Genomic DNA, 18785 nt, shown 5'->3' on the forward strand with positions numbered 1-18785 from the left:
CAGGGCGCACGGAACAGGTCCTGTTCCGTGCGCCTGCAACATTCTTGCGGGAGGGATACCGTTGAAAAAAGCAAACGTAGTCACAGGGATCATCTTTCTGGCCCTGTCGATCTTCGCCTATGTGGAATCCCTGGGAATGACCAGCATGCTGATGACAGATTCACTGGGTCCCAGCTTCTGGCCGAAGTGCCTGTCGGTCGTTATGGGATCTCTGTCCATCGTGCTAATTCTCCAGGGGCTTTTCAGCAAAAAAGAAACCCGCAGTTCTCCATTTGCATTTAAGACTGTGGGATTCAAACGGATGGTGCTGGTATCGCTGACACTGATAGCCACTGGTGCAATTATTTATTTCCTGGGAATTTATATCGGCATCCTATTTATGTTGCCAGTATGTATGTTTATCCATGGTGAGCGTAATGTCAAACTCCTGGCGGGACTGACCGTCGTGATCTGTGTATTCGTGTGGCTGAGCTTTGATGTGGCCCTGCGGGTCCCGCTGCCTATGGGCACGTTGTTCTCTTGATAAGGAGGGAGCGATTCTATGGATGCTTTTCTGCAAGCTGCAGCGTTGGTATTTACGCCTACCAGCCTAATTTACATGTTTTTGGGCGTGTTTTTCGGTATCCTGTGCGGGGCGATGCCCGGCCTATCTGCCGTTATGGCGGTCTCCATTCTACTCCCGTTTACTTTTTCCCTTGATCAAGCAGGCATTATGATGCTGCTGGGCACTTTCTGCGGCGCCATCTATGGAGGCTCCATCACCGCCATCCTCATCAATACGCCTGGTACTGCCAACTCGGCCGCCACCTGCCTGGATGGTTATCCCATGGCCACCAAACTGGGGCAGCCCGGCCGTGCCCTCAGTATTTCCACTATGGCCTCCACCTTCGGCGGCCTGTTCTCTGCCTGCGCACTGCTCTTCACCGCTCCGCTGCTGTCCAAGATCGCGCTGAACTTCGGCGTACCGGAGATGTTTGCTCTGGGTGTGTTTGGGTTGAGCATCGTCACCGCCGTGTCCTCTCACTCCATCATTAAGGGTCTGATCGGCGCTATACTGGGCCTGCTGCTTGGCACGGTGGGCATTGATGCAACCTCTGCCACTATGCGGTTCACATTTGGAACCACCTACCTAATCGGAGGTGTCCAGTTCGTGGCGCTGCTGATCGGCCTGTTCGCCTTCTCCCAGTGCCTTGTTACAGCGGAGGAATCTATGAAGGAGTACAAACGGGAAAAGCGCAAGAAGCTGGACCAGATTTTGCCCTCTAAATCAGATATTAAGCGGACAAGTCCTACGATCCTGATGTGCTCCATTATCGGCACCATTATCGGCGCCATTCCCGGAACCGGCGGCGATATCGCCTCCTGGATCGGCTATAACGAGTCCAAACGCTGGTCCAAGCATCCGGAGGAGTTCGGCCATGGTGCTCCCGAAGGCATCGCCGCTCCCGAGGCCGCCAACAATGCTGTCTCCGGCGGCGCCATGATCCCATTGCTGACCCTGGGCATCCCTGGTGACTCCGTCACAGCCATCATGCTGGGTGCCCTGATGATGCAGGGCATTACACCTGGACCGCTGCTTTTCAGCACCCAGACGGTGGATGTCTACTCCATCATTATCTCTCTGTTTATGGCCAACGTCTTCATGTGCTTGTTGGGCTATGGTGCTATCCGCATCTTCTCCAAAATCAGCCTGGTACCTATGAAGTGGCTGAACCCCATTGTGTTTGTCTTCTGTGTGGTCGGCACTTATGCCATCAATAACAATATCTACGATGTGTTTCTGATGATCGGTGCGGGCATTGTGGGCTACTTCCTTATCAAGTTGGACTTCTGCATGCCGCCCATTATTCTGGGCCTGATTCTGGGCGGCACGGTGGAGGAGAACCTGCGCCGCACTCTGGTGCTCTCGGACGGGAGCTTCTCCATTTTCCTCTCTCATCCCATCGCCCTAGTACTGCTGGCTATTGCAGCCATCTCCCTGCTCTCTCCCATTTTCCTGAATCTCTGGAAAAAACGTTCTACCAACAAGCAGTCTGGCAATTAAACGTGGAGGTCATATGAAAAAATCAATCTGTATCGAGAAGCTCTTTGTAGATCTGCCCTTCTACGACCGGTTCCCCATGGTCCGAAAAACCGGTTTCGACTATGTGGAATTCGGTTCCTGGGCACAGCATGATATCAAGAAGATCAAATCCCTACTGGAAGAAAACCGGCTTCAGCTGGGGTGTTTCTCTGGAGACAAGGACTACAACCTGATTGATCCCGCCCATTGCAAGGAATTTTTAGAATACTTCAAGCGATCTGTAGAAGCGGCCCATTTTTTGGACTGTAAAAATCTGGTGATCCATTCCAACGCCTTGGGCGAGGAAGGCAGAATGTGTACCGACGGCAACGATTTGAACGACCGCACCAAAATTGCCTGTGCCACCAAGAACTTGCTGGAGATCTCCAAAATCGCAGAAGCGGAGGGTCTCTATCTTCAAGTAGAGCCTGTGAGCACCTATGCCAAGCCCGGTTACTACATGACTACTTCAGACTCTGCTGCGGATATCATTCGGGTCGTAGGGTCTCCCAATGTAAAGCTGCTGTATGACATCTATCATATGCAGCTGATGGAGGGCGATTTGGTCAACACCCTCCGGCGGAACGCGGACATCATCGGCTATATCCACATTGGAGATGTCCCCGGCCGCCATGAACCCGGCACCGGCGAGATCAACTACCCTTACCTCAAGCATGTGCTGGTGGACGAACTTGGTTTCGACGGTATTTTCGCCTTTGAACTCAGCCCTCTGACCACTATGGATGCCTGCCTTGAGGCTATGCACGCCTTTTAAGGAGGCGCCTTCCATGAGAGTCATCTGCGCCGGTGAAATGCTGGTAGACATTTTTGTCCGTCCAGTCCAACAGATCCCCTTTGAAAACGATACCCAGATAGTGCCAGACATCCGCATTACCAGCGGCGGTGACGCCAACAATAACGCAATTAATTTTGCCAAGTTGGGCCACCAAGTCGCCTACTTAGGGCGGCTTGGATGTGACGAGATGGGAGACTATGTGGCTTCTCTGGCCCAAGCTGCCGGAATCGACATATCCCATACCGTCCGTTCCTCCACGGCTCGGCAAACAAAATCTGTCATCCTGGTCAATCCCAAAGGTGACCGTACATTCCTGCAGGATCCGGGCACCAGCGCAGAGTTCTGCTTTGACGACTGTGATCTGTCTCTGCTGGACTGGGCAGAAATGCTTCAGATTGGGGGCGCTTTTCATCTGCCGAAGTTTGACGGCGAGGGCTCCGCCCAATTGCTGAAAGCCGCAAAGGAGCGCGGCGTAATAACATCTATGGACGTCACCAGTGACCGCAGCGGCCGGTGGAAAGGAATTCTAGACCCCTGCTGGCCCTATCTGGACTATTTTCTGCCAAGCATCGAGCAGGCTTCCCAGATTGCCGGGACCGAGGATCCTCGGGCTATTGCAGATTTCTTCCTGGACCGCGGCGTCAAAAACGTGGCTGTAAAACTAGGCAGCCGAGGTTCCTATTTCAAAAATCGTCAAACCGCCTTTTTTGCGGGCATCTACCAGGGCCTTTCCATAGTGGAAACCACAGGGGCGGGAGACGCCTTCTGCGCCGGCTTTTTGACCGGCGTAGGAGAGAACCTGCCCCCAGAGGACTGTATAACTCTTGGAAGCGCCTGTTCCGCTTTGGCAATCCAGGCGGTTGGTGCAACGGCAGGCATGGGCAGTCGGGCGACAGTGAATGATTTTATTCATTCCCACCAGCCGCTGGATTTTCGCTCAGATATCTCATGACACCCAAGAAAGGAAGCGAGCCATATGCCATTGGCAACATTAAAAGAGGTTCTCGGCATTGCCACCCAGTCTAAAACCGCCATCCCTGGGTTCAATATTGACAATATTGAAATACCGGAAGCCATTATCACTGCAGCAGAAGAGTATCACTGCCCCGTGATTCTGACCATCGGTCAGGGGGCCATCCAGGCTGGACAGATGCACCATCTGGCGGATGTAGTCCGCCGGCTGGCCGACGAGTCCACGGTCCCGGTTGTCATGCATCTGGACCATGGAGCCAGCTACGAGCAAACAATCCAATGCCTGCGGGCAGGCTTTACCTCTGTTATGTTTGACGGGTCCCATCTGCCCTTTGAAGAGAATGTGCGTATTACCCAGGAAGTGGTAAAGGCAGCCCACGCAGTGGGCGTCTCTGTGGAGGCTGAATTGGGCGCAATTTACGGCGTGGAGGATGGCATCAGCCATTCCCGCGACAATTTGGTAGATGTGGACGAGGTTGCCCGCTTTATCCAGCAGGTGGATGTAGATGCGCTGGCTATTGGCATCGGCAATGCCCACGGAATGTACCAGGGACTTCCACGGTTGGACTTTGATCGCCTTCAGCAGTGTCAGGCGTTAAATCCCCCTCCGCTGGTCCTGCACGGCGGTTCCGGTATCCCGGACGATATGATTCGTCGGTCCATTGCACTGGGCATTCGGAAAATCAACGTGGCAACTGAAATCCGAAATGCCTTTATGTGCGGACTGGAGTCTGCAGTGGGGCAACGCAATATCTATGCCATGTACCGCGCCGCCGCTCAGTGTGTACACGACGTGGCAGCAGCCAAGATTCGTCTGTTTCAAGGAGTGGAAGCACCCATTCAAATCGCTTAAAGGAGGAAAGTCTATGGAAACCATGAGAGCGCTGGTCTACGACCGCCCGTCCGTGTGCAGTGTCCGGGATGTACCGATGCCTGTGTGCGGCGAGGATGAGGTTGTCATCAAGGTCATGGCAGCCAGCATCTGCAAAGGCGCAGACCGCCGTCATCATACAACCGGTCACAAGTTGGGACGCTATCCCATCACCACCGGTCATGAGTTCGCCGGCTATATCTACCAGGTGGGCTCCGCTGTGACAGGCTGGAACGTGGGCGACCGTGTAACAGCCGATAATGCTGTCCCCTGTGGAAAGTGCTACTTCTGCCAGCAGGAGATGTACGCCCACTGCCTGAACTTCCAGTCTGTGGGGCACAGTATCCCCGGCGGATTTGCCCAGTACTTAAAAGTAAAGGACAAGACCGTGTTCCGGATTCCGGACCACCTCTCCTTCAACGAGGCTTGTATGACAGAACCTGTTGCCTGCTGCATTCACGCCATGGATCGCCTTGACGTCAAATACGGGGAGGATGTGCTGGTTTTCGGAGCCGGTCCGAACGGCATCATTCTGGCACAGCTGCTCAAACACTCCAACGCAAACCATGTGATCTGCCTGGCTCCCACTCAGTCCAAATTGGATGTTCTGAACGCTTATGGCGTTGACACCATTCTGATGGACCGCAGCGATCCCGCAGTCCACACCAAAGCAGTGTTTGACCGGTTCCCCTACGGCGTGGATGCCATCGTGGATGCCACAGGAAGCGCCTCTGTCCTGCCGGATTGTTTCCAGCTTTTGAAAAAGGGCGGTCGGCTGCTTCAATTCAGTTCCACAAAGGATGATGAGGACATCTCCATCAACCCCGCATATTTTTATCGCAATGAATTGCAGTACTACACGTCCTACTGCCAGGTTCATCAATTCGGCCGTGCCGTGGATGCTATGGATACCGGAAAGGTGAAAACGGACCGACTGATAACCCGGCTCTATCCACTGGAAGAATTCCCGCAGGCCATCGAAGATGTGTTGGACCATAATGTGCTCAAGTTGGTGATCCGGCCTAATGGGATGGAGGACTAAGACGGCAACCGCGCATGGGAGATTAGACAGCAGGCAGTCACCCGACAACTATCTTCGAGAACAACAACACTGCCCCAAAACTGCCAAGATATGAAAATTACCTCTTATTGGTGTATAGATACTGCATAGCTTGTGTTTAGCGGCAATTTCTTTGGAACTTTGACTGGCGGAGTCCTAATGGGACTGCATGGTAGAAGAGATGATCTTAGGAGCCTTCCCCCCATGCTTGTCGTATTATGGTGAGCCAGTAAGCGATAAAAGCAGGGATCGAGGGAGCGGAGTGCCCTCCGGCCTAGTACATCCCCCTCATGCATGCCAGACATCGCATCCAATGGCGAAGAAGAAAAGCCAGCTATAGAAACAGCGAAAAAGGGTATCCCCGGGTCAAAAATTGATACGCTACACAAAGAAAAAGGGCTGCCGCTGGCAGCCCTTTTTTAACCTTAAGCCAACAGTGACCGTAGTCCCTGAATATTTCTGTTTTCCGTAGTATGTTGTGTTGCTGCGAAAACAGTGAACACCATGGTAAAGCGCAGAGCCACATTAAGCCCAACATTGGAAAGATTCCACTGGAAAAGCTCACTTTTCTGGAGTTGCAGGAGTTCTGCAGGAAACTGCTGATCAGCAGGAGGAGAATTCATAGGGTCGAGAGCAAAAGCAGGCTAAGGACCTAAGCCCCAAGACAGTGCGGAGCATCCACCAGTTCATCGCCACCGATCACACTTCCGGCAGAACAACTGATGGCCTTCCTGAGAGAGGCAAACGGCATCGGCGTGTCTGCGATGTACTATGGAGAGTTGCCCACCGGCCTTCGACAGGATCGCTCCTTGACCTCAAAGGGGAGAATATTGACTCGGAAAAAGGCAAACTCCGGCTAAAACAGCAGGTCGCCCGAATCGATGACAAGGTCGCGGAGGCCCCATCTCCCCGGACAGCGTCCTGCACATGCTCTGCCCGGTGCTGAAGCGGGCGGGACTGCCAGAGTTAGGTTCCATGAGCTCCGGGTTATGAGCTGCTTTCCGTTCCGCAGCGATTTTCAGCAATTGGGGTCAGGTTCTAAATCACGAGAAAGCAGGGAACCTGAAAACGGAAACCATCTTTCATTAGACTGTCAATAAAAGATCTGTAGGAACAATCCTTATGAAAGCTGCCCCAAATCACGTACAAGATTCAATTTGATTCGCTCCGTATCCACATAGATGTTTCCACAGAGGACCGGGTTATTTTTGTCATCGTAATTCGTAATCTCTAAAAGAATAAAGGGCCGGATCTTTCCCACAGGGACCTCAAAATAAACCGCCAGCTCTGGAACCTCACCGCTGGTAGCAGCCCGGAGGCGCATCATATCCCATTTTACATGAATATTGCCCGCCTCCTTGAGAAACTCATAGATGGACTGTGTCGCAAGCTCCGGAGTCCGCCACTGATCTTCCGTGATCCGCCCGTCTCGGATACAATCAATGCAGTACATGCATGGAAACTCATCCGCGTAATACAGGCTGCGGATCTCCTGCAGCTGATGTGTCGGGCCACAGTTGAACAAAAGGGACTGCCTTCCCGCTGGAATCTGACGGACAGACAGCACCTCACTCCTGGCGGAATAGCCGTTTCTAGCAACAATTTCCCGCAAGTCGATCCGAGGATACAGCGTTGTATTCACCTGGATGGCCTGTGAATTGACATAGGTACCGCTCCCCTGCCGGCGGATGACCTTGCCTTCCACTTCCAAGTCACTGAGGACTGTACGGATGGTGCTGCGGCTCACCTGAAATTTCGCTGCCAGCTGTCCTTCAGAGAGCAATCTGGTGTTGACGGTCAGATCCATTTCGGAAATGAGCTCCAGAAGCTGGGCCCGGACACGTTCCCGCAGCGGGACTTCGTGTGTATTCATAGAGACAATCCCCTTCTTTTCAGATGTATGGGATCCGCTCCTTTATTGTATACAACTTATGAAAAGAAAGCAAGAAAGGTCCTCAAATTGGTCGGACAACTCCTTGGAATCTTCCCGAATTTCCACGCTTACAAGGGTGGTATGAAAAATGTCGTCTGACTTGTTGACAGACAGTTGAAATCTGTTTTTTCCTATTCTAAGATGGCACTAACACCTGTGCGCACAGGGACGCCATCAAATCAGGCGGCATGACAGGAAGGGGGAAATCATGAATTCTACGATTGGGAACAGATCAATTTTTGAGAGAGTTTTTCATTTGTCTGAACGGGGAACAACCCTGCGGACAGAATTGATTGCGGGAGCTACCACTTTTCTCTCCTGTGTCAGCATTATGGTATTGAATCCAACGATTCTCGCAGCAGCAGGCATGGACCAAAAGGCGGTGTTCTGGGCAACGGCGCTTTCATCATGCATCGGTTGCCTCTGGATCGGCCTGTGGGGAAACTTCCCGTTTGCTCTGGGGCCAGCCATGGGCCTAAATAGTTATATGGCCTACACCGTGGTACAGGGCATGGGCCTTTCCTGGCAGAACGGCTTGGCGTGCGTATTTACATCCGGCTGTGTCTTTATGCTTTTGAGTGCATTTAAGACGCAGCAGCATATTGTAGACGCAGTTCCAGACTGCGTGAAAAAGGCCATTGGCGCGGGCGTCGGTATGTTTATTGCGTTTTGCGGCTTCCAGTCCGCTGGCCTGATTCAAAAGTCTGATAGCACCCTGGTGACGGTGGGCGACTTGAGCAATCCCGGCACAGTGCTGGCGCTGGCCGGCATCGCTATTACGGCGGTATTGGTCATCCGACAGGTCAAGGGTGGGATTCTGATTGGCATTCTTCTGGTGACGGTTCTGGGTCTGTTTGTGAAAGACCCCGTCACTGGTGCGGCCTATACCACTCTGCCGACCTCTGTTTTCTCCTTTGACAATCCAGCAGAGGCTCTGGCCCCTACTCTGGGCCAGTTGAGTTACAGGGGGATGTTTTCCGGACCGCTCCCCTTCGTTCTTGGAACCATTTTTGCGATTGTCAGCTTTTTATTTGTAGATCTATTTGACAGTTTGGGTGTGTTCTTGGGGATCGCCCCCAAGGCCGGACTGGTGGATGAGGATGGCAAGACTCCGGGAGCAGGAAAAGCTCTGTTCGTCTCGGCAGGAGCCGCTGCAGTCGGCGCGGTTCTGGGAACCAGTACGGTCACGATTTACGGCGCAGAAAGTGCCGCAGGGATCGCCGCTGGCGGGCGGACCGGCCTGACTGCCTGTAGTACAGGCCTGCTCTTTCTGCTGACGTTGTTCTTCTCCCCCGTTTTTCTGATGATTCCCAGCATTGCAGCAGCGCCTGCGCTCATCATGGTCGGGATTTTCATGATGGAGCCACTCTCCACTTTGGATCTTTCGGATTTTTCCGTGGCTATGCCGGCCTTCTTTGCCGTCGCAGCCATGCCCTTTACGTACAATATCGCCTATGGTGTACTTTTTTCCATGCTCAGCTACACTCTCTGCATGGCAGTGACCGGCAGAAGAAAGCAGCTCTCTCCCACGATGCTGATCCTAACGGCAGTCTTTTTGATGTACTTGATTCTGGACGCTATTTTTTGACGGAATGGAGGGTTGTTCTATGTTAACTTCTCGGCAAAAGCAGATGTTGCAGGAAATCCCGAAGGCAGAAAACCATATTCACATTGAAGGCTCCATCCCCTGGGCTCTCGCGCTGGAGCTGGCGGAGAAAAATCATGTGAAGCTGCCAGTCCACTCCACGGAAGAAATTGCGGTCTGGTCTCAGGATCTAATCTCCAGAAAGGGACTGGATGGGTTTATGATCTGTGACCGGACATTGAACTCCGTTTGTCTCCATGAGGAAGACTATGAAGCAGTTGTCCTGGCATTGGCAAAAGAGGATCAGCGTCAAAATATTATCTACCAAGAGCTGCATTTGGATTATCCACTGAACGAAGAGCGGGGAATTCCCCTAAAAGTGGTCATGGAGGGGTATCGCAGCGCACAAAAAAAAGCGAAAAAGCTTTATGGCGTGGAGATTGTCTACATCGCCGGACTGGACCGGACCCTTTCCAGCGAGCGGTGCCTGTCTTTTGTCAAGGCGCTCCGTCCCTATCTGGATATGGTCGCGGGGCTGGGAATGGACTGTGAGGAAAACGGTCATCCCTGTATCAAGCATTTGGAGAGCTATCGGGAGGCAAAGGAAATGGGGCTGTTCCTTACCGCTCATGCCGGAGAGGACGGCGGTGCGGACAACATCTGGGATGCCCTGCTGAAGCTCGATGTTCAGCGAATCGATCACGGCTGTCGGGCGGCGGAACATCCGGAACTCATGGAATATCTGCAGGAACATCAGATTCTCTGTGCCATGTGTCCTTCCGGAAATGTTTACTCTGGAGCTGCCGCCAGTTTTGAGGCACACCCACTCCTCACCCTGCTGCACTCCGGCGTGCCGGTCTCCATCAGTTCTGATGACCCGCCTTATACCTGCTCTATGACAGAGGAATTGATTCTGGATGCAGAGAAGATGGGATTGACGGAAGCAGAGCTGATCCAGATCATCCGCAACGGATTTGCCTACTCCATCAGCGGACAGCATCTCCTGCCACAGTTTGATGCCTGGGTAGAACGCTTCCAGCAGGAAGGTGCTCAATGACCGGTATGGCGACGTTGGAACAAATCCAGCGAATGCCGAAGCTGGAGCTGCACATCCACCTAGAGGGCACATTCGATCCTGAAACCGTCTGCCTGCTGGCCGAAATGCAGGGGATTTCCCTGCCACGTCCCCGTCAGCACCTGTTCGATTTCTCAGGTCTCTCGGACTTCCTTGACCTGCTGGACTGGATCTGCAGTTTGGTGCAGAATCGGGAGACTGCTCAGCAGATTGCATACCGCCATGCAAAGTACGCCCAGGAGCAGGGTATCCTCTATACGGAAATCATCGTCAATCCCAGCCATTGGAAAAACATTCGGACCGGAGAGCTGTTGACAGGCGTTCTGGAAGGTTTTGACCAGGCCGGAGCAGATGGACTGCCGGATTGCCGGCTTCTTGTGTCCCTGCGCAGAGAACAGGATACAGCGTCTGCCCGCAGGACCATAGAGTGGATCTTGTCCCACAGACATCCGCGGTTGGTCGGGGTTTCCGTCGACGGAAACGAGGCCTGCTCGCAGGACTCCAACCAGAGATTTGCGCCATTACTGGCGAGAGCGGCGGAGGCCGGGCTGGGCATTGCCGTCCATGCCGGCGAGTCCTCTGGGCCGGAAGGAGTTCAGGAAGCTCTTGAACTGTTGGGAGCTAAAAGAATCGATCATGGCGTGCGGGCAGTGGAGGACTTGAAACTGCTGGAACGGCTCCTGAGAGAGCGGATTCCTTTGAATATCTGCTATACGTCGAATGTGGCAGGCGGCCTCTATACGCCTGGCAATCATCCGTTGGGTGAATTGTATAGTAGAGGGATATCGGTAACAGTCAACACGGATGATCCGCAGCTTCTGCGTGTTTCCCTAAGTCAAGAGCTCCAACGCGTGGCAGAACAGTATCACTGGAAAATTGAGGAGCTATTAAAGCTGCAGTATTATGCAGTAGACGCCGCCTTCTGCACAGAAGAAAGGCGAAGTGAACTGTTGTCTAGGTTGCATCAGTTTGAAGCTACATGCCAGAATTTGACCGCATTTTAACAACTAAAACGTTGTTTCACTGAACTAAATGATGAAGGGGGCGGCCAGATAGAGCCGTCCCCTTCCGCAATTTCAGAATCTTTTAAAAAACCACGAGATAAAATGGAAAGTGAAATTGTGCCCACCAGAGTGGGGCAAGAATCGCACCCGGCTATACGCCGGCCGCAGTTCCGGGCAGAAGCCCAGCCCCACTTGGGGCAACCTGTTGGCCGAAGGGGAGAAATCAGAAAAGCGCTTTTACTCAATGCCGGGATTACAACACCGTTGACAAAGAGAGCGCCGTCACCCGGCAGACAGAAGAAAGCCCCGACGCCTTTTCGACACCAGGGCGGTCACAACTGCCCACACTGCGGGCAGTTGCGGGTTTTGAAAGGGCGTTGTTCTGGGTATGAAATAGCGGCATTGACGTTTTTCTCTTCTCTGCGGCATGTTGTGTTATTGCAAAGAAAATGAATGCCATGGCGAAGAAATGGGCCGACGGAGAGCGCAACATCAGAAAAAGAAAAGGTGGCTGCTGGGAGGGTCGCTACACAGCCGGGCACGATCTGGAGGCCGGAAAGCCGATCTACAAGAACGTCCTGGGCCGGACCCAGGGAGAGGCAAACCCGAAAGCGGCCATTGAAGAAATCAAGGGCCTGGACGTGACCATGATGGGAAAGTACATAGTAGGTGCTTGGATGGATAAGTGGTTCAAAAACTATGCAAAGATCAAAGTGAGATCATCCTCCCATCATGCCTACCAAGGGTATATCGACAACCACATCAAGCCGGATATCGGCGAAGTTCCGCTGGAAAAACTCACTTCTCTGGAATTACAGAAGGTCTGCAAAAAATTACTCAACAGTGGAAGAATCGACAGAGTCGAGAGCAAGCGGCAGCCCAGGGGTCTGAGTCCCAAGACGGTGCGGAACATCTGCCAGGTCATCGCCTCAGCCATGAAGCCGGCCAAGGAGAAAAAAATTATTGCCACCGATCCCACCGAGGGCTGCGCCCTACCGAAGCTGGAACATCGGGAGATGAAAACATTGCCCGTCGAGCAGTTGACCTCCTTTCTGCAGGAAGCCAAGGAGAGCGGCGTCTTCGAGATGTACTATGCGGAGCTGGCGGCAAGATTGAGAAAAGGCGAATTGCTTGGCCTCAAATGGGAGGAAATTGATTTGGACCGGGGCGGCCTTTGGGTGAAACGGCATGGTGCTCGCATCAACGGAGAGGTGGCGGCATCGCTCAAGACGAAAAACGCCAACCAAACGCTGCCGCCGGCGGAGGATACCATTCAGGTTCTGAAACAGCAGAGGAAAAAAACGTCAGCAGTCCCTGGGTGTTTCCCTCACCCACCGGCGGTCTATCTCACCGGACAGCGTCCTGCATATACTCCACCGGGTGCTGAGACGGGCGGGTCTGCCTCGGGTCAGGTTCCACGATTTACGGCATACATTCGCACCGCTGGCCCTCCAGAACGGGGTAGATATCAAGACGATATCCGGGATGCTGGGGCACTTCAGCGTGGGGTTCACCCTGCATACCTATGCCCCCGTCACCACAGCGGCCCAGAAGGAGGCGGCTAGGACCATGGAGAAGGTCCTGACGGCGGCAATCTGAAAGTGGAAAAATGGTTCCAAACAGCAGGAAAGCCTTGGCACGGCAGAGTTGCGCCAAGGCACGTTTTTTGCCCTGTATGGGTCATGGTTTGGGGCAACTGCAAATTTTGTAAAATCGCGTTATTTCTCCGGAAACCTTTGGATGCAAAGGCAGAAAAACCGTCTGATTTCATAGAAATCAGACGGTTTTGTGATTGCGGGGCATGACTTGAACCTACGACCTCCGGGTTATAAACTGCTATCGTTTTCTCTATCCGCTGCACCGCAACGTTTTCCGGACTTTTGTGGGACCTGGAATCGTCCAAAACCCGGAATTCATTTCTTCCTACTCCATGACGGTTTTCAGCAATCTGTGGCAAGTCATGGGGCGGGGAAAGATGCCGAAATAAGGAGCACAAGAAATGCATCTAACGGTTTATGCTTACATATTGGGGGAGATGTGTTAACACCACATTGCATGAATCAAACGGAACGGGCCCTGGGTCTTTGCAGCTCCGATGTTCTTCCAGATCAATATCCCATCGCAGCGTTCGGGAAGATGACAATCAGTTCCGGGAAGAGCATCATAAAGAAGCAAGCAACCAGGAAAATAATAACATACGGCATGACCGCCTTGTACATAACCTTGGTGTCCACTCCCGGAGGTGCCACACCCTGCAAGTAGAACATATTGATGCCAAAAGGCGGAGTAATCATGCCCAGGCAAAGAGTGACACACAGAATCAGGATGGTGGCGTTGGTGTCCAGGGAAGAAGCCTGGATTACCGGCAGCAGAATGGGAATGGCAATCATGATGATAGGCGTAGTGTCCAGGAACATCCCCATCACAAAGAACAGCGCAAAGATCAGCAGCATCAGGGGCAGGCCGTCCAGATTGGAGCTTGCAAAAGCAGCGGCTACCACGTCAGACAGGCGGGTGATATTCACCAGGGAGTTGTAAGCGGCGCCTCCCATGAGAATCCACATAAGCATGGCGGAGACCTCCATGGTCTGGATGAGAGAGGCCCGCAGATTCTTCACATTCAGTTTCCGGGTAATCAGGGCATACACCATGGAGGCGAAAGCGCCCACACCGGCGGCCTCAGTAGGTGTTGCGATTCCGGCATAGATGCAGCCCAGCACCAGAACGATGATGGCAATGGGGGCGATGACCTTTTTAAACACCCGCATCTTCTCGCCCCAGGAGGGACGCTCGGCCTTGGGGATGCCGGGGCCCAGCTTGGGATTGATGGCACAGCGGATGCCGATATAGATGATGAACAGCAGGGCCAAGCCTACGCCGGGCAACGCACCGCCGGCAAACAGCCAGCCTGCGGACACGCCGGTATAGGAAGACATGATGATCATGATGGTAGAGGGCGGGATAATGGGGCCCAGGCAGCCACCTGCCAGCACGGGGCCAGTGGCCAACGCTTTATCATAACCACGGTCCAACATAGCTGGCAGTGCAATCAGCCCCATCATGATGGTAGCGGTGGCCGCCACACCGCTCATAGCGGCGATGACTGCCGTGGTGGCCACTGTGGCCATAGCCAGACCGCCATTGATACCGCCAAGCCACTTGTGGAAGAATTCGTAGATGTCTCCGCCGATGCCGGAGGTCTGGAGGAACGCCGCCATCAGAGCGAACATGGGGATGGCCAGCAGGGACTCCGACTGCATCTGATAGACAAATGCTGCGTTCAACACATTCAGCAGGCCAGAGCCGTAGAACACCAGCAGGATGACTGAAGCCACGCTCATCATGGCAAAGCAGATGGGGATGCCCAGCGCCATCAGGGCTACCAGCCCCAGCAGCAAAATGATAATATCAGGACTCACTGTATGTCCTCCTTTCCGGTTTCGTCAGGCAGATGCTCAGCGGACTTCACGATTTCAATTGCCTCCGCGACTTCGTCGGAGTTGTTGGTGAGTTCAATCTTGCCTGCCATAGCGGCTACATTCTTGATAAGCTCACTGATGGCTTGAATGAACATCAGTGCAGCGCCCAGAGGCACCCAAAACCGGATGGTCCACATGGGAGACCCCCACACGGAAGAGATCCGTTCATTGAGGCGGAAGGACAGTAGGAAGATGTTTATTCCGTAGATAAATACCAGCCCCATACAGATTAGGACCAGAATGGCGGTGGCGATATTGATACCGCAGCGGACTTTGACAGGGAATTTATTATAAAGCAGATCCACTCGCACCAGGCCGCCCTTCCAGTAGCAGTATCCGCCGCAGGCCATCAGCATCAGGCCCCAGATCTGGATAATCAGCTCCCATGCCCAGACGGTTGGAGACTTGAGGACATAACGTGAGAATACCTCAAAGGCGGTGAGGCAGATCATGGGCAGAAGAATCCAGGCGAAGATTCTGCCAATGGTCCGATTAATGGCGTCAATGCCGCCTGATAATTTCAATAGTGCGTTCATGTCTCACTTTCCCTTCTCTTGAATTCTATTTTTCTGTGAGGAACGCGCGGACTCAGTAATCCACTTGGCGGCCATAGTCACGGTTTTGCTGCTTGATGATCTCGATACCGCGGGCCATACGCTCGCTCTTGGCGGCCAGCTCTTCCCAGGTCTGGGTGACAGCAATTTCACGCATCTCGGCCAGGACGTCATCAGGCAGCGGAGACAGCTCAGTGTAGCCGCCCTGGATAGCGTCTCGAACACTTTTCTCCGTACCAACCACATGGGCCTGGCCGATGACGCCGATGTTGGCCAGCCGGATGGTCTCGTCCACGATGCTCCGCAGGTCCTCAGGGAGCTTGTTCAGGCTGTCCTGATTCACCACGGTGGCCATTTGGCAGAAGCACATGGAGGGGCTGAGGGCGTACTGCGCCACCTCGCGGATGTTGTTGGAGTCACTCAGAGAGGACCATCCATACAGAGCGCCGTCAATGGTGCCCAGCTGCAGGGCCTGATAGACCTCTGTGCCGGCGATGTTGGTGGGAGAGGCCCCCAACGCAGCCAGGAAGTCGCCCCACACGCCCAGAGCGCGGATCTTTTTGCCGTGGAAGTCCTCCAGGCTCTCTACCTGGAAGTTTGCCAGGACGTTGTAGTTGGGCTCATGGGCATTCCAGTAGTATTTGAGATTCAGTTCTCCGTAGGCCTCCTGGATCACATCCAGCAACCCATAGTTCTCCATTACGTCATAGATTTCGGCGGAGCTCTCCCATGCAAAGGGGATGCCGCAGGCCAGATCCGCCTCCGGAATCAGGCCGGAGAAGGTGGAGCCGAAGATGACGGCACAGTCAAAGGCATTTTGCGAGAGATAGGTCAGTATATCGGAGGTCTGGCACAAAGCGCCCGGCTCATACAGCTCCACCTGAAGGCGGCCATTGGTAGCGGTCTCCAGAGCCTCCTTCAGGTTGGTGGCCATATCGCCCTGCAGGGAATTCAGGGAGTAGCTGCTCTGCAGGCGCCAGGTGATCGTCTCGCCACCGGAGGAGCTCTCTCCCACGCCTGAATCGCTGCCAGCGGTATCGCCGCCGCAAGCAGTCAGCAACGTCAGCGACATACACAGTGCCAGAATCAGCGCAAACAGTTTTTTTGCATTCTTTCTCATGATCCTTCCTCCTAAAGTCTTGTATGGGGGATGTGTTTTACTGGCCGGTATACTGCGGCTCCCGCTTTTCCAGGAAGGCGGAAACACCCTCCTTGAAATCCGCATGACGAGCCATGTAGCGGGTGTAAGTCACCTCCAGCTCATCCTTCCGGTGGATCTGGAAATCCTCCTGCTCATTCATGCAGGCTTTCAGGTACCGCAGCACCAGGGGACCACGGCGGCACAACTCCCGCGCCTTGTCCATGGCCGCGGGCATCAGTTCCTCCAGCGTGTCTACCACCATGGTGACACCGCCGTACTTGTCGTGGAGCTCTTCTGCGGTGATGAAGGTGCCGCAGTAGCTCATATCCCGCTGGATCTGGGGGGGCAGAATGCGGGCTAGATGGGCGCTGCCGCCCACCACGCTGAGCTTTGCCTCCGGTGCGCCGAAGAGGGTCCCCTTCACGGCGATAGAGATATCCGCACCGGCGGGGTAGCACACGCCGCCGCCCAGGCAGTGGCCGTGAACTGCACAGATCAGGGGAACCCGCAGTTCATAGAGGGCCTGAGCACCATCGTAATAGACCTCCTGGGTATTGGTGACATCCTTATCCAGGATGCTCTGATAGAATCGCTTGATGTCCACGCCCACGCAGAAGGTTTTGATGTCGGAGTGCATAATGCACACCCAGATGTCATCCTCATGGTTGATATAGTCGCACAGGAGCAGGATCTCCTCCTGCACCACGCCGTCTGCCGCATTCACCGGGGGATTGTGGAGGGTCATAACGGCGATGTGATCCTCCACGGACAGGAATACCTTTTGTAAGGTATGTCCATTGACGGCCTCAATTTTTTTCTCGGACATATTACTGATCCTCCTTGCCATAGCGTTCGTAGTAAGCTTCCCAGAGCTGATCCCGGAACTTGGGGTGGGCGATGTTGATGAGGAGCCGGGCCCGCTCCCGCAGGCTCTTGGCCCGCAGGTTGGCGACGCCGTATTCCGTCACGATGTAGTGGACGTCCGTACGGGTGGTGGTGACAGTGGTGCCGGGCTCAAACACCGGGACGATCCGGGACACTTCCCCGTGCTTGGCCGTGGAGGGCATGGCCAGAATGGCTTTGCCGTCGGGACACATGGCCGCGCCGCGGACATAGTCCAGCTGACCGCCGATGCCGGAGAATTGCTTGGTGCCCATGGACTCGGAGTTCACCTGACCGTTGAAGTCCACCTGTAGGCAGGAGTTGATGGACACCACTTTGGGATTCTGGCAGATCACGGCGGGGTTGTTCACGTAGTCCACAGTCCGCATCATCACGTCCGGATTGTCATCCACAAAGTCGTAAAGCTTTTTGGAGCCCATCAGGAAGGCAGCCACCATCTTGCCCTTGTCCAGCCGCTTGTTGGCACCGGTGATGACCCCCTTCTGGTACAGATCCACCACGCCGTCGGAGAACATCTCGGAGTGGATGCCCAAATCCTTCTTGTCCCCCAGGAACTTCAGCACCGCATCAGGGATGGTGCCGATGCCCAGCTGCAATGTAGAGCCGTCCTCCACCAGGGAGGCCACATTCCGGCCGATGGCTTCCTCCACTTCGCCGATGGTGCCTCCGCCCAGCTCCGGCAGAGGCGTGGATGCCTCCACACAGCAGGTCAGCTGGGAGACGTGAAGGAAGGACTCCCCCATGGTGCGGGGCATCTGGTCGTTGACCTGGGCAATGACCATTTTGGCGTTCAGGCAGGCGGGCTTGGTGCCGCCCACGGAGACGCCCAGGGACACATAGCCGTGCTTGTCCGGCGGAGTGACGGAAACCATCGCCACGTCAATGGGGAAGGTGCCGTCAGAGAAGAATCGGGTGGACTGGTGGAAGAAAAAGGGTGTGTAGTCCGCCCGTCCTTCCTGCACAGCCTTGCGGGTTGGGCCGCCCACAAACATGGCATTGTGGCGAAGGTGCCCCTTCATCTTGGGATCGCAGTACTCCCCTTTTCCCATGGGAACCCAGTGGACGATCTCCACATCCTTATATTGCTCATAGTTTCGCACCAGCGCATCCACCAGGACGGGGGGTTCATTGGCCGCATGGCCGAAAAAGACCCGGGAACCATCGGGGATCTGCCGGACGGCCTCATCTGCCGTCATTAATTTGGAAGCATAGAGTACCTTCCAGTCTTCCATCTCTTGTACCTCCTTAAAATCTCACATATTTCATCGATGGTATGTCTGGCGGGGGATTTCCGCCACCAACACATTCCGTTGGAATTCGACAAATCATTATAGCAAAAATCTTGCCAAT

Annotated in this window: 16 protein-coding genes and 1 pseudogene; 11 read left to right on the top strand and 6 right to left on the bottom strand. The window is 54.1% G+C overall.

The features are described from left to right. The first annotated feature begins 61 nt into the window (after nt 1–61). From OCV80_RS12165 to OCV80_RS12190, 6 genes are read left to right on the top strand one after another with little or no spacing between them, the layout of a single operon-like run. Nucleotides 62–523, top strand: a complete 462-nt coding sequence (locus OCV80_RS12165) for a tripartite tricarboxylate transporter TctB family protein (protein WP_158629778.1) — start codon at nt 62–64, stop codon at nt 521–523. A gap of 18 nt (nt 524–541) precedes the next feature. Then, nucleotides 542–2044 (top strand): tripartite tricarboxylate transporter permease, encoded by a 1503-nt coding sequence (locus OCV80_RS12170; protein WP_136891361.1) that lies wholly within the window; start codon nt 542–544, stop codon nt 2042–2044. Nucleotides 2045–2057: 13 nt separating this feature from the next. Further along, nucleotides 2058–2837 (top strand): hydroxypyruvate isomerase family protein, encoded by a 780-nt coding sequence (locus OCV80_RS12175; protein WP_025544259.1) that lies wholly within the window; start codon nt 2058–2060, stop codon nt 2835–2837. Nucleotides 2838–2850: 13 nt separating this feature from the next. Continuing rightward, complete coding sequence (locus OCV80_RS12180) at nt 2851–3810, top strand: carbohydrate kinase family protein (RefSeq protein WP_025544258.1); 960 nt, start codon at nt 2851–2853, stop codon at nt 3808–3810. Nucleotides 3811–3834: 24 nt separating this feature from the next. Further along, nucleotides 3835–4683 (top strand): class II fructose-bisphosphate aldolase, encoded by an 849-nt coding sequence (locus tag OCV80_RS12185; protein ID WP_025544257.1) that lies wholly within the window; start codon nt 3835–3837, stop codon nt 4681–4683. Between the two features lie 13 nt (nt 4684–4696). After that, entirely contained in the window at nt 4697–5743 is a 1047-nt protein-coding gene (locus tag OCV80_RS12190; RefSeq protein WP_025544256.1) for an alcohol dehydrogenase catalytic domain-containing protein, read from the top strand. A 1138-nt stretch (nt 5744–6881) separates the two neighbouring features. Here the strand turns inward: OCV80_RS12190 and OCV80_RS12195 are convergent. Next, nucleotides 6882–7634, bottom strand: coding sequence for a GntR family transcriptional regulator (locus tag OCV80_RS12195; RefSeq protein ID WP_025544255.1), 753 nt, complete (start codon nt 7632–7634; stop codon nt 6882–6884). A gap of 268 nt (nt 7635–7902) precedes the next feature. Here OCV80_RS12195 and OCV80_RS12200 point away from each other — a divergent pair, with 268 nt between their 5' ends. From OCV80_RS12200 to OCV80_RS12220, 5 genes and pseudogenes are all read left to right on the top strand, one after another. Then, nucleotides 7903–9282, top strand: a complete 1380-nt coding sequence (locus tag OCV80_RS12200) for an NCS2 family permease (RefSeq protein WP_256264861.1) — start codon at nt 7903–7905, stop codon at nt 9280–9282. A gap of 19 nt (nt 9283–9301) precedes the next feature. After that, nucleotides 9302–10336: an adenosine deaminase gene (gene add, locus OCV80_RS12205; RefSeq protein WP_136891358.1), complete on the top strand. Its 1035-nt coding sequence runs from the start codon at nt 9302–9304 to the stop codon at nt 10334–10336. Beyond that, nucleotides 10333–11358: an adenosine deaminase gene (gene add, locus OCV80_RS12210; protein WP_249390659.1), complete on the top strand. Its 1026-nt coding sequence runs from the start codon at nt 10333–10335 to the stop codon at nt 11356–11358. Before add (OCV80_RS12205) ends, add (OCV80_RS12210) begins: the two co-directional genes overlap by 4 nt. 677 nt (nt 11359–12035) lie before the next feature. Further along, nucleotides 12036–12134 (top strand): annotated as a pseudogene (locus OCV80_RS12215) (tyrosine-type recombinase/integrase); the annotation flags it as partial. 604 nt (nt 12135–12738) lie between these two features. Next, the gene (locus OCV80_RS12220; RefSeq protein ID WP_249390658.1) at nt 12739–12957 is read left to right on the top strand and encodes a tyrosine-type recombinase/integrase; all 219 of its coding nucleotides are present in this window, start codon (nt 12739–12741) and stop codon (nt 12955–12957) included. Nucleotides 12958–13466: 509 nt separating this feature from the next. Here the strand turns inward: OCV80_RS12220 and OCV80_RS12225 are convergent. Genes OCV80_RS12225 through OCV80_RS12245 form a run of 5 tightly spaced genes read right to left on the bottom strand, consistent with a single transcriptional unit; the run spans nt 13467 to nt 18667 of the window. Beyond that, nucleotides 13467–14777 (bottom strand): TRAP transporter large permease, encoded by a 1311-nt coding sequence (locus OCV80_RS12225; RefSeq protein WP_021749568.1) that lies wholly within the window; start codon nt 14775–14777, stop codon nt 13467–13469. Continuing rightward, a complete protein-coding gene (locus OCV80_RS12230) occupies nt 14774–15373 on the bottom strand; it encodes a TRAP transporter small permease subunit (RefSeq protein ID WP_021749569.1) in 600 nt (199 codons plus the stop codon). Before OCV80_RS12230 ends, OCV80_RS12225 begins: the two co-directional genes overlap by 4 nt. A gap of 52 nt (nt 15374–15425) precedes the next feature. After that, nucleotides 15426–16511: a TRAP transporter substrate-binding protein DctP gene (dctP, locus tag OCV80_RS12235; protein ID WP_021749570.1), complete on the bottom strand. Its 1086-nt coding sequence runs from the start codon at nt 16509–16511 to the stop codon at nt 15426–15428. A 37-nt stretch (nt 16512–16548) separates the two neighbouring features. Next, nucleotides 16549–17358, bottom strand: coding sequence for an enoyl-CoA hydratase/isomerase family protein (locus OCV80_RS12240; protein WP_021749571.1), 810 nt, complete (start codon nt 17356–17358; stop codon nt 16549–16551). A gap of 1 nt (nt 17359) precedes the next feature. Continuing rightward, nucleotides 17360–18667 (bottom strand): acetyl-CoA hydrolase/transferase family protein, encoded by a 1308-nt coding sequence (locus OCV80_RS12245; RefSeq protein WP_119310426.1) that lies wholly within the window; start codon nt 18665–18667, stop codon nt 17360–17362. Nucleotides 18668–18785: the final 118 nt, after the last annotated feature.

Origin of the sequence: Oscillibacter acetigenes (assembly GCF_025567605.1) — a bacterium.
Lineage (GTDB): Bacteria > Bacillota > Clostridia > Oscillospirales > Oscillospiraceae > Oscillibacter > Oscillibacter welbionis.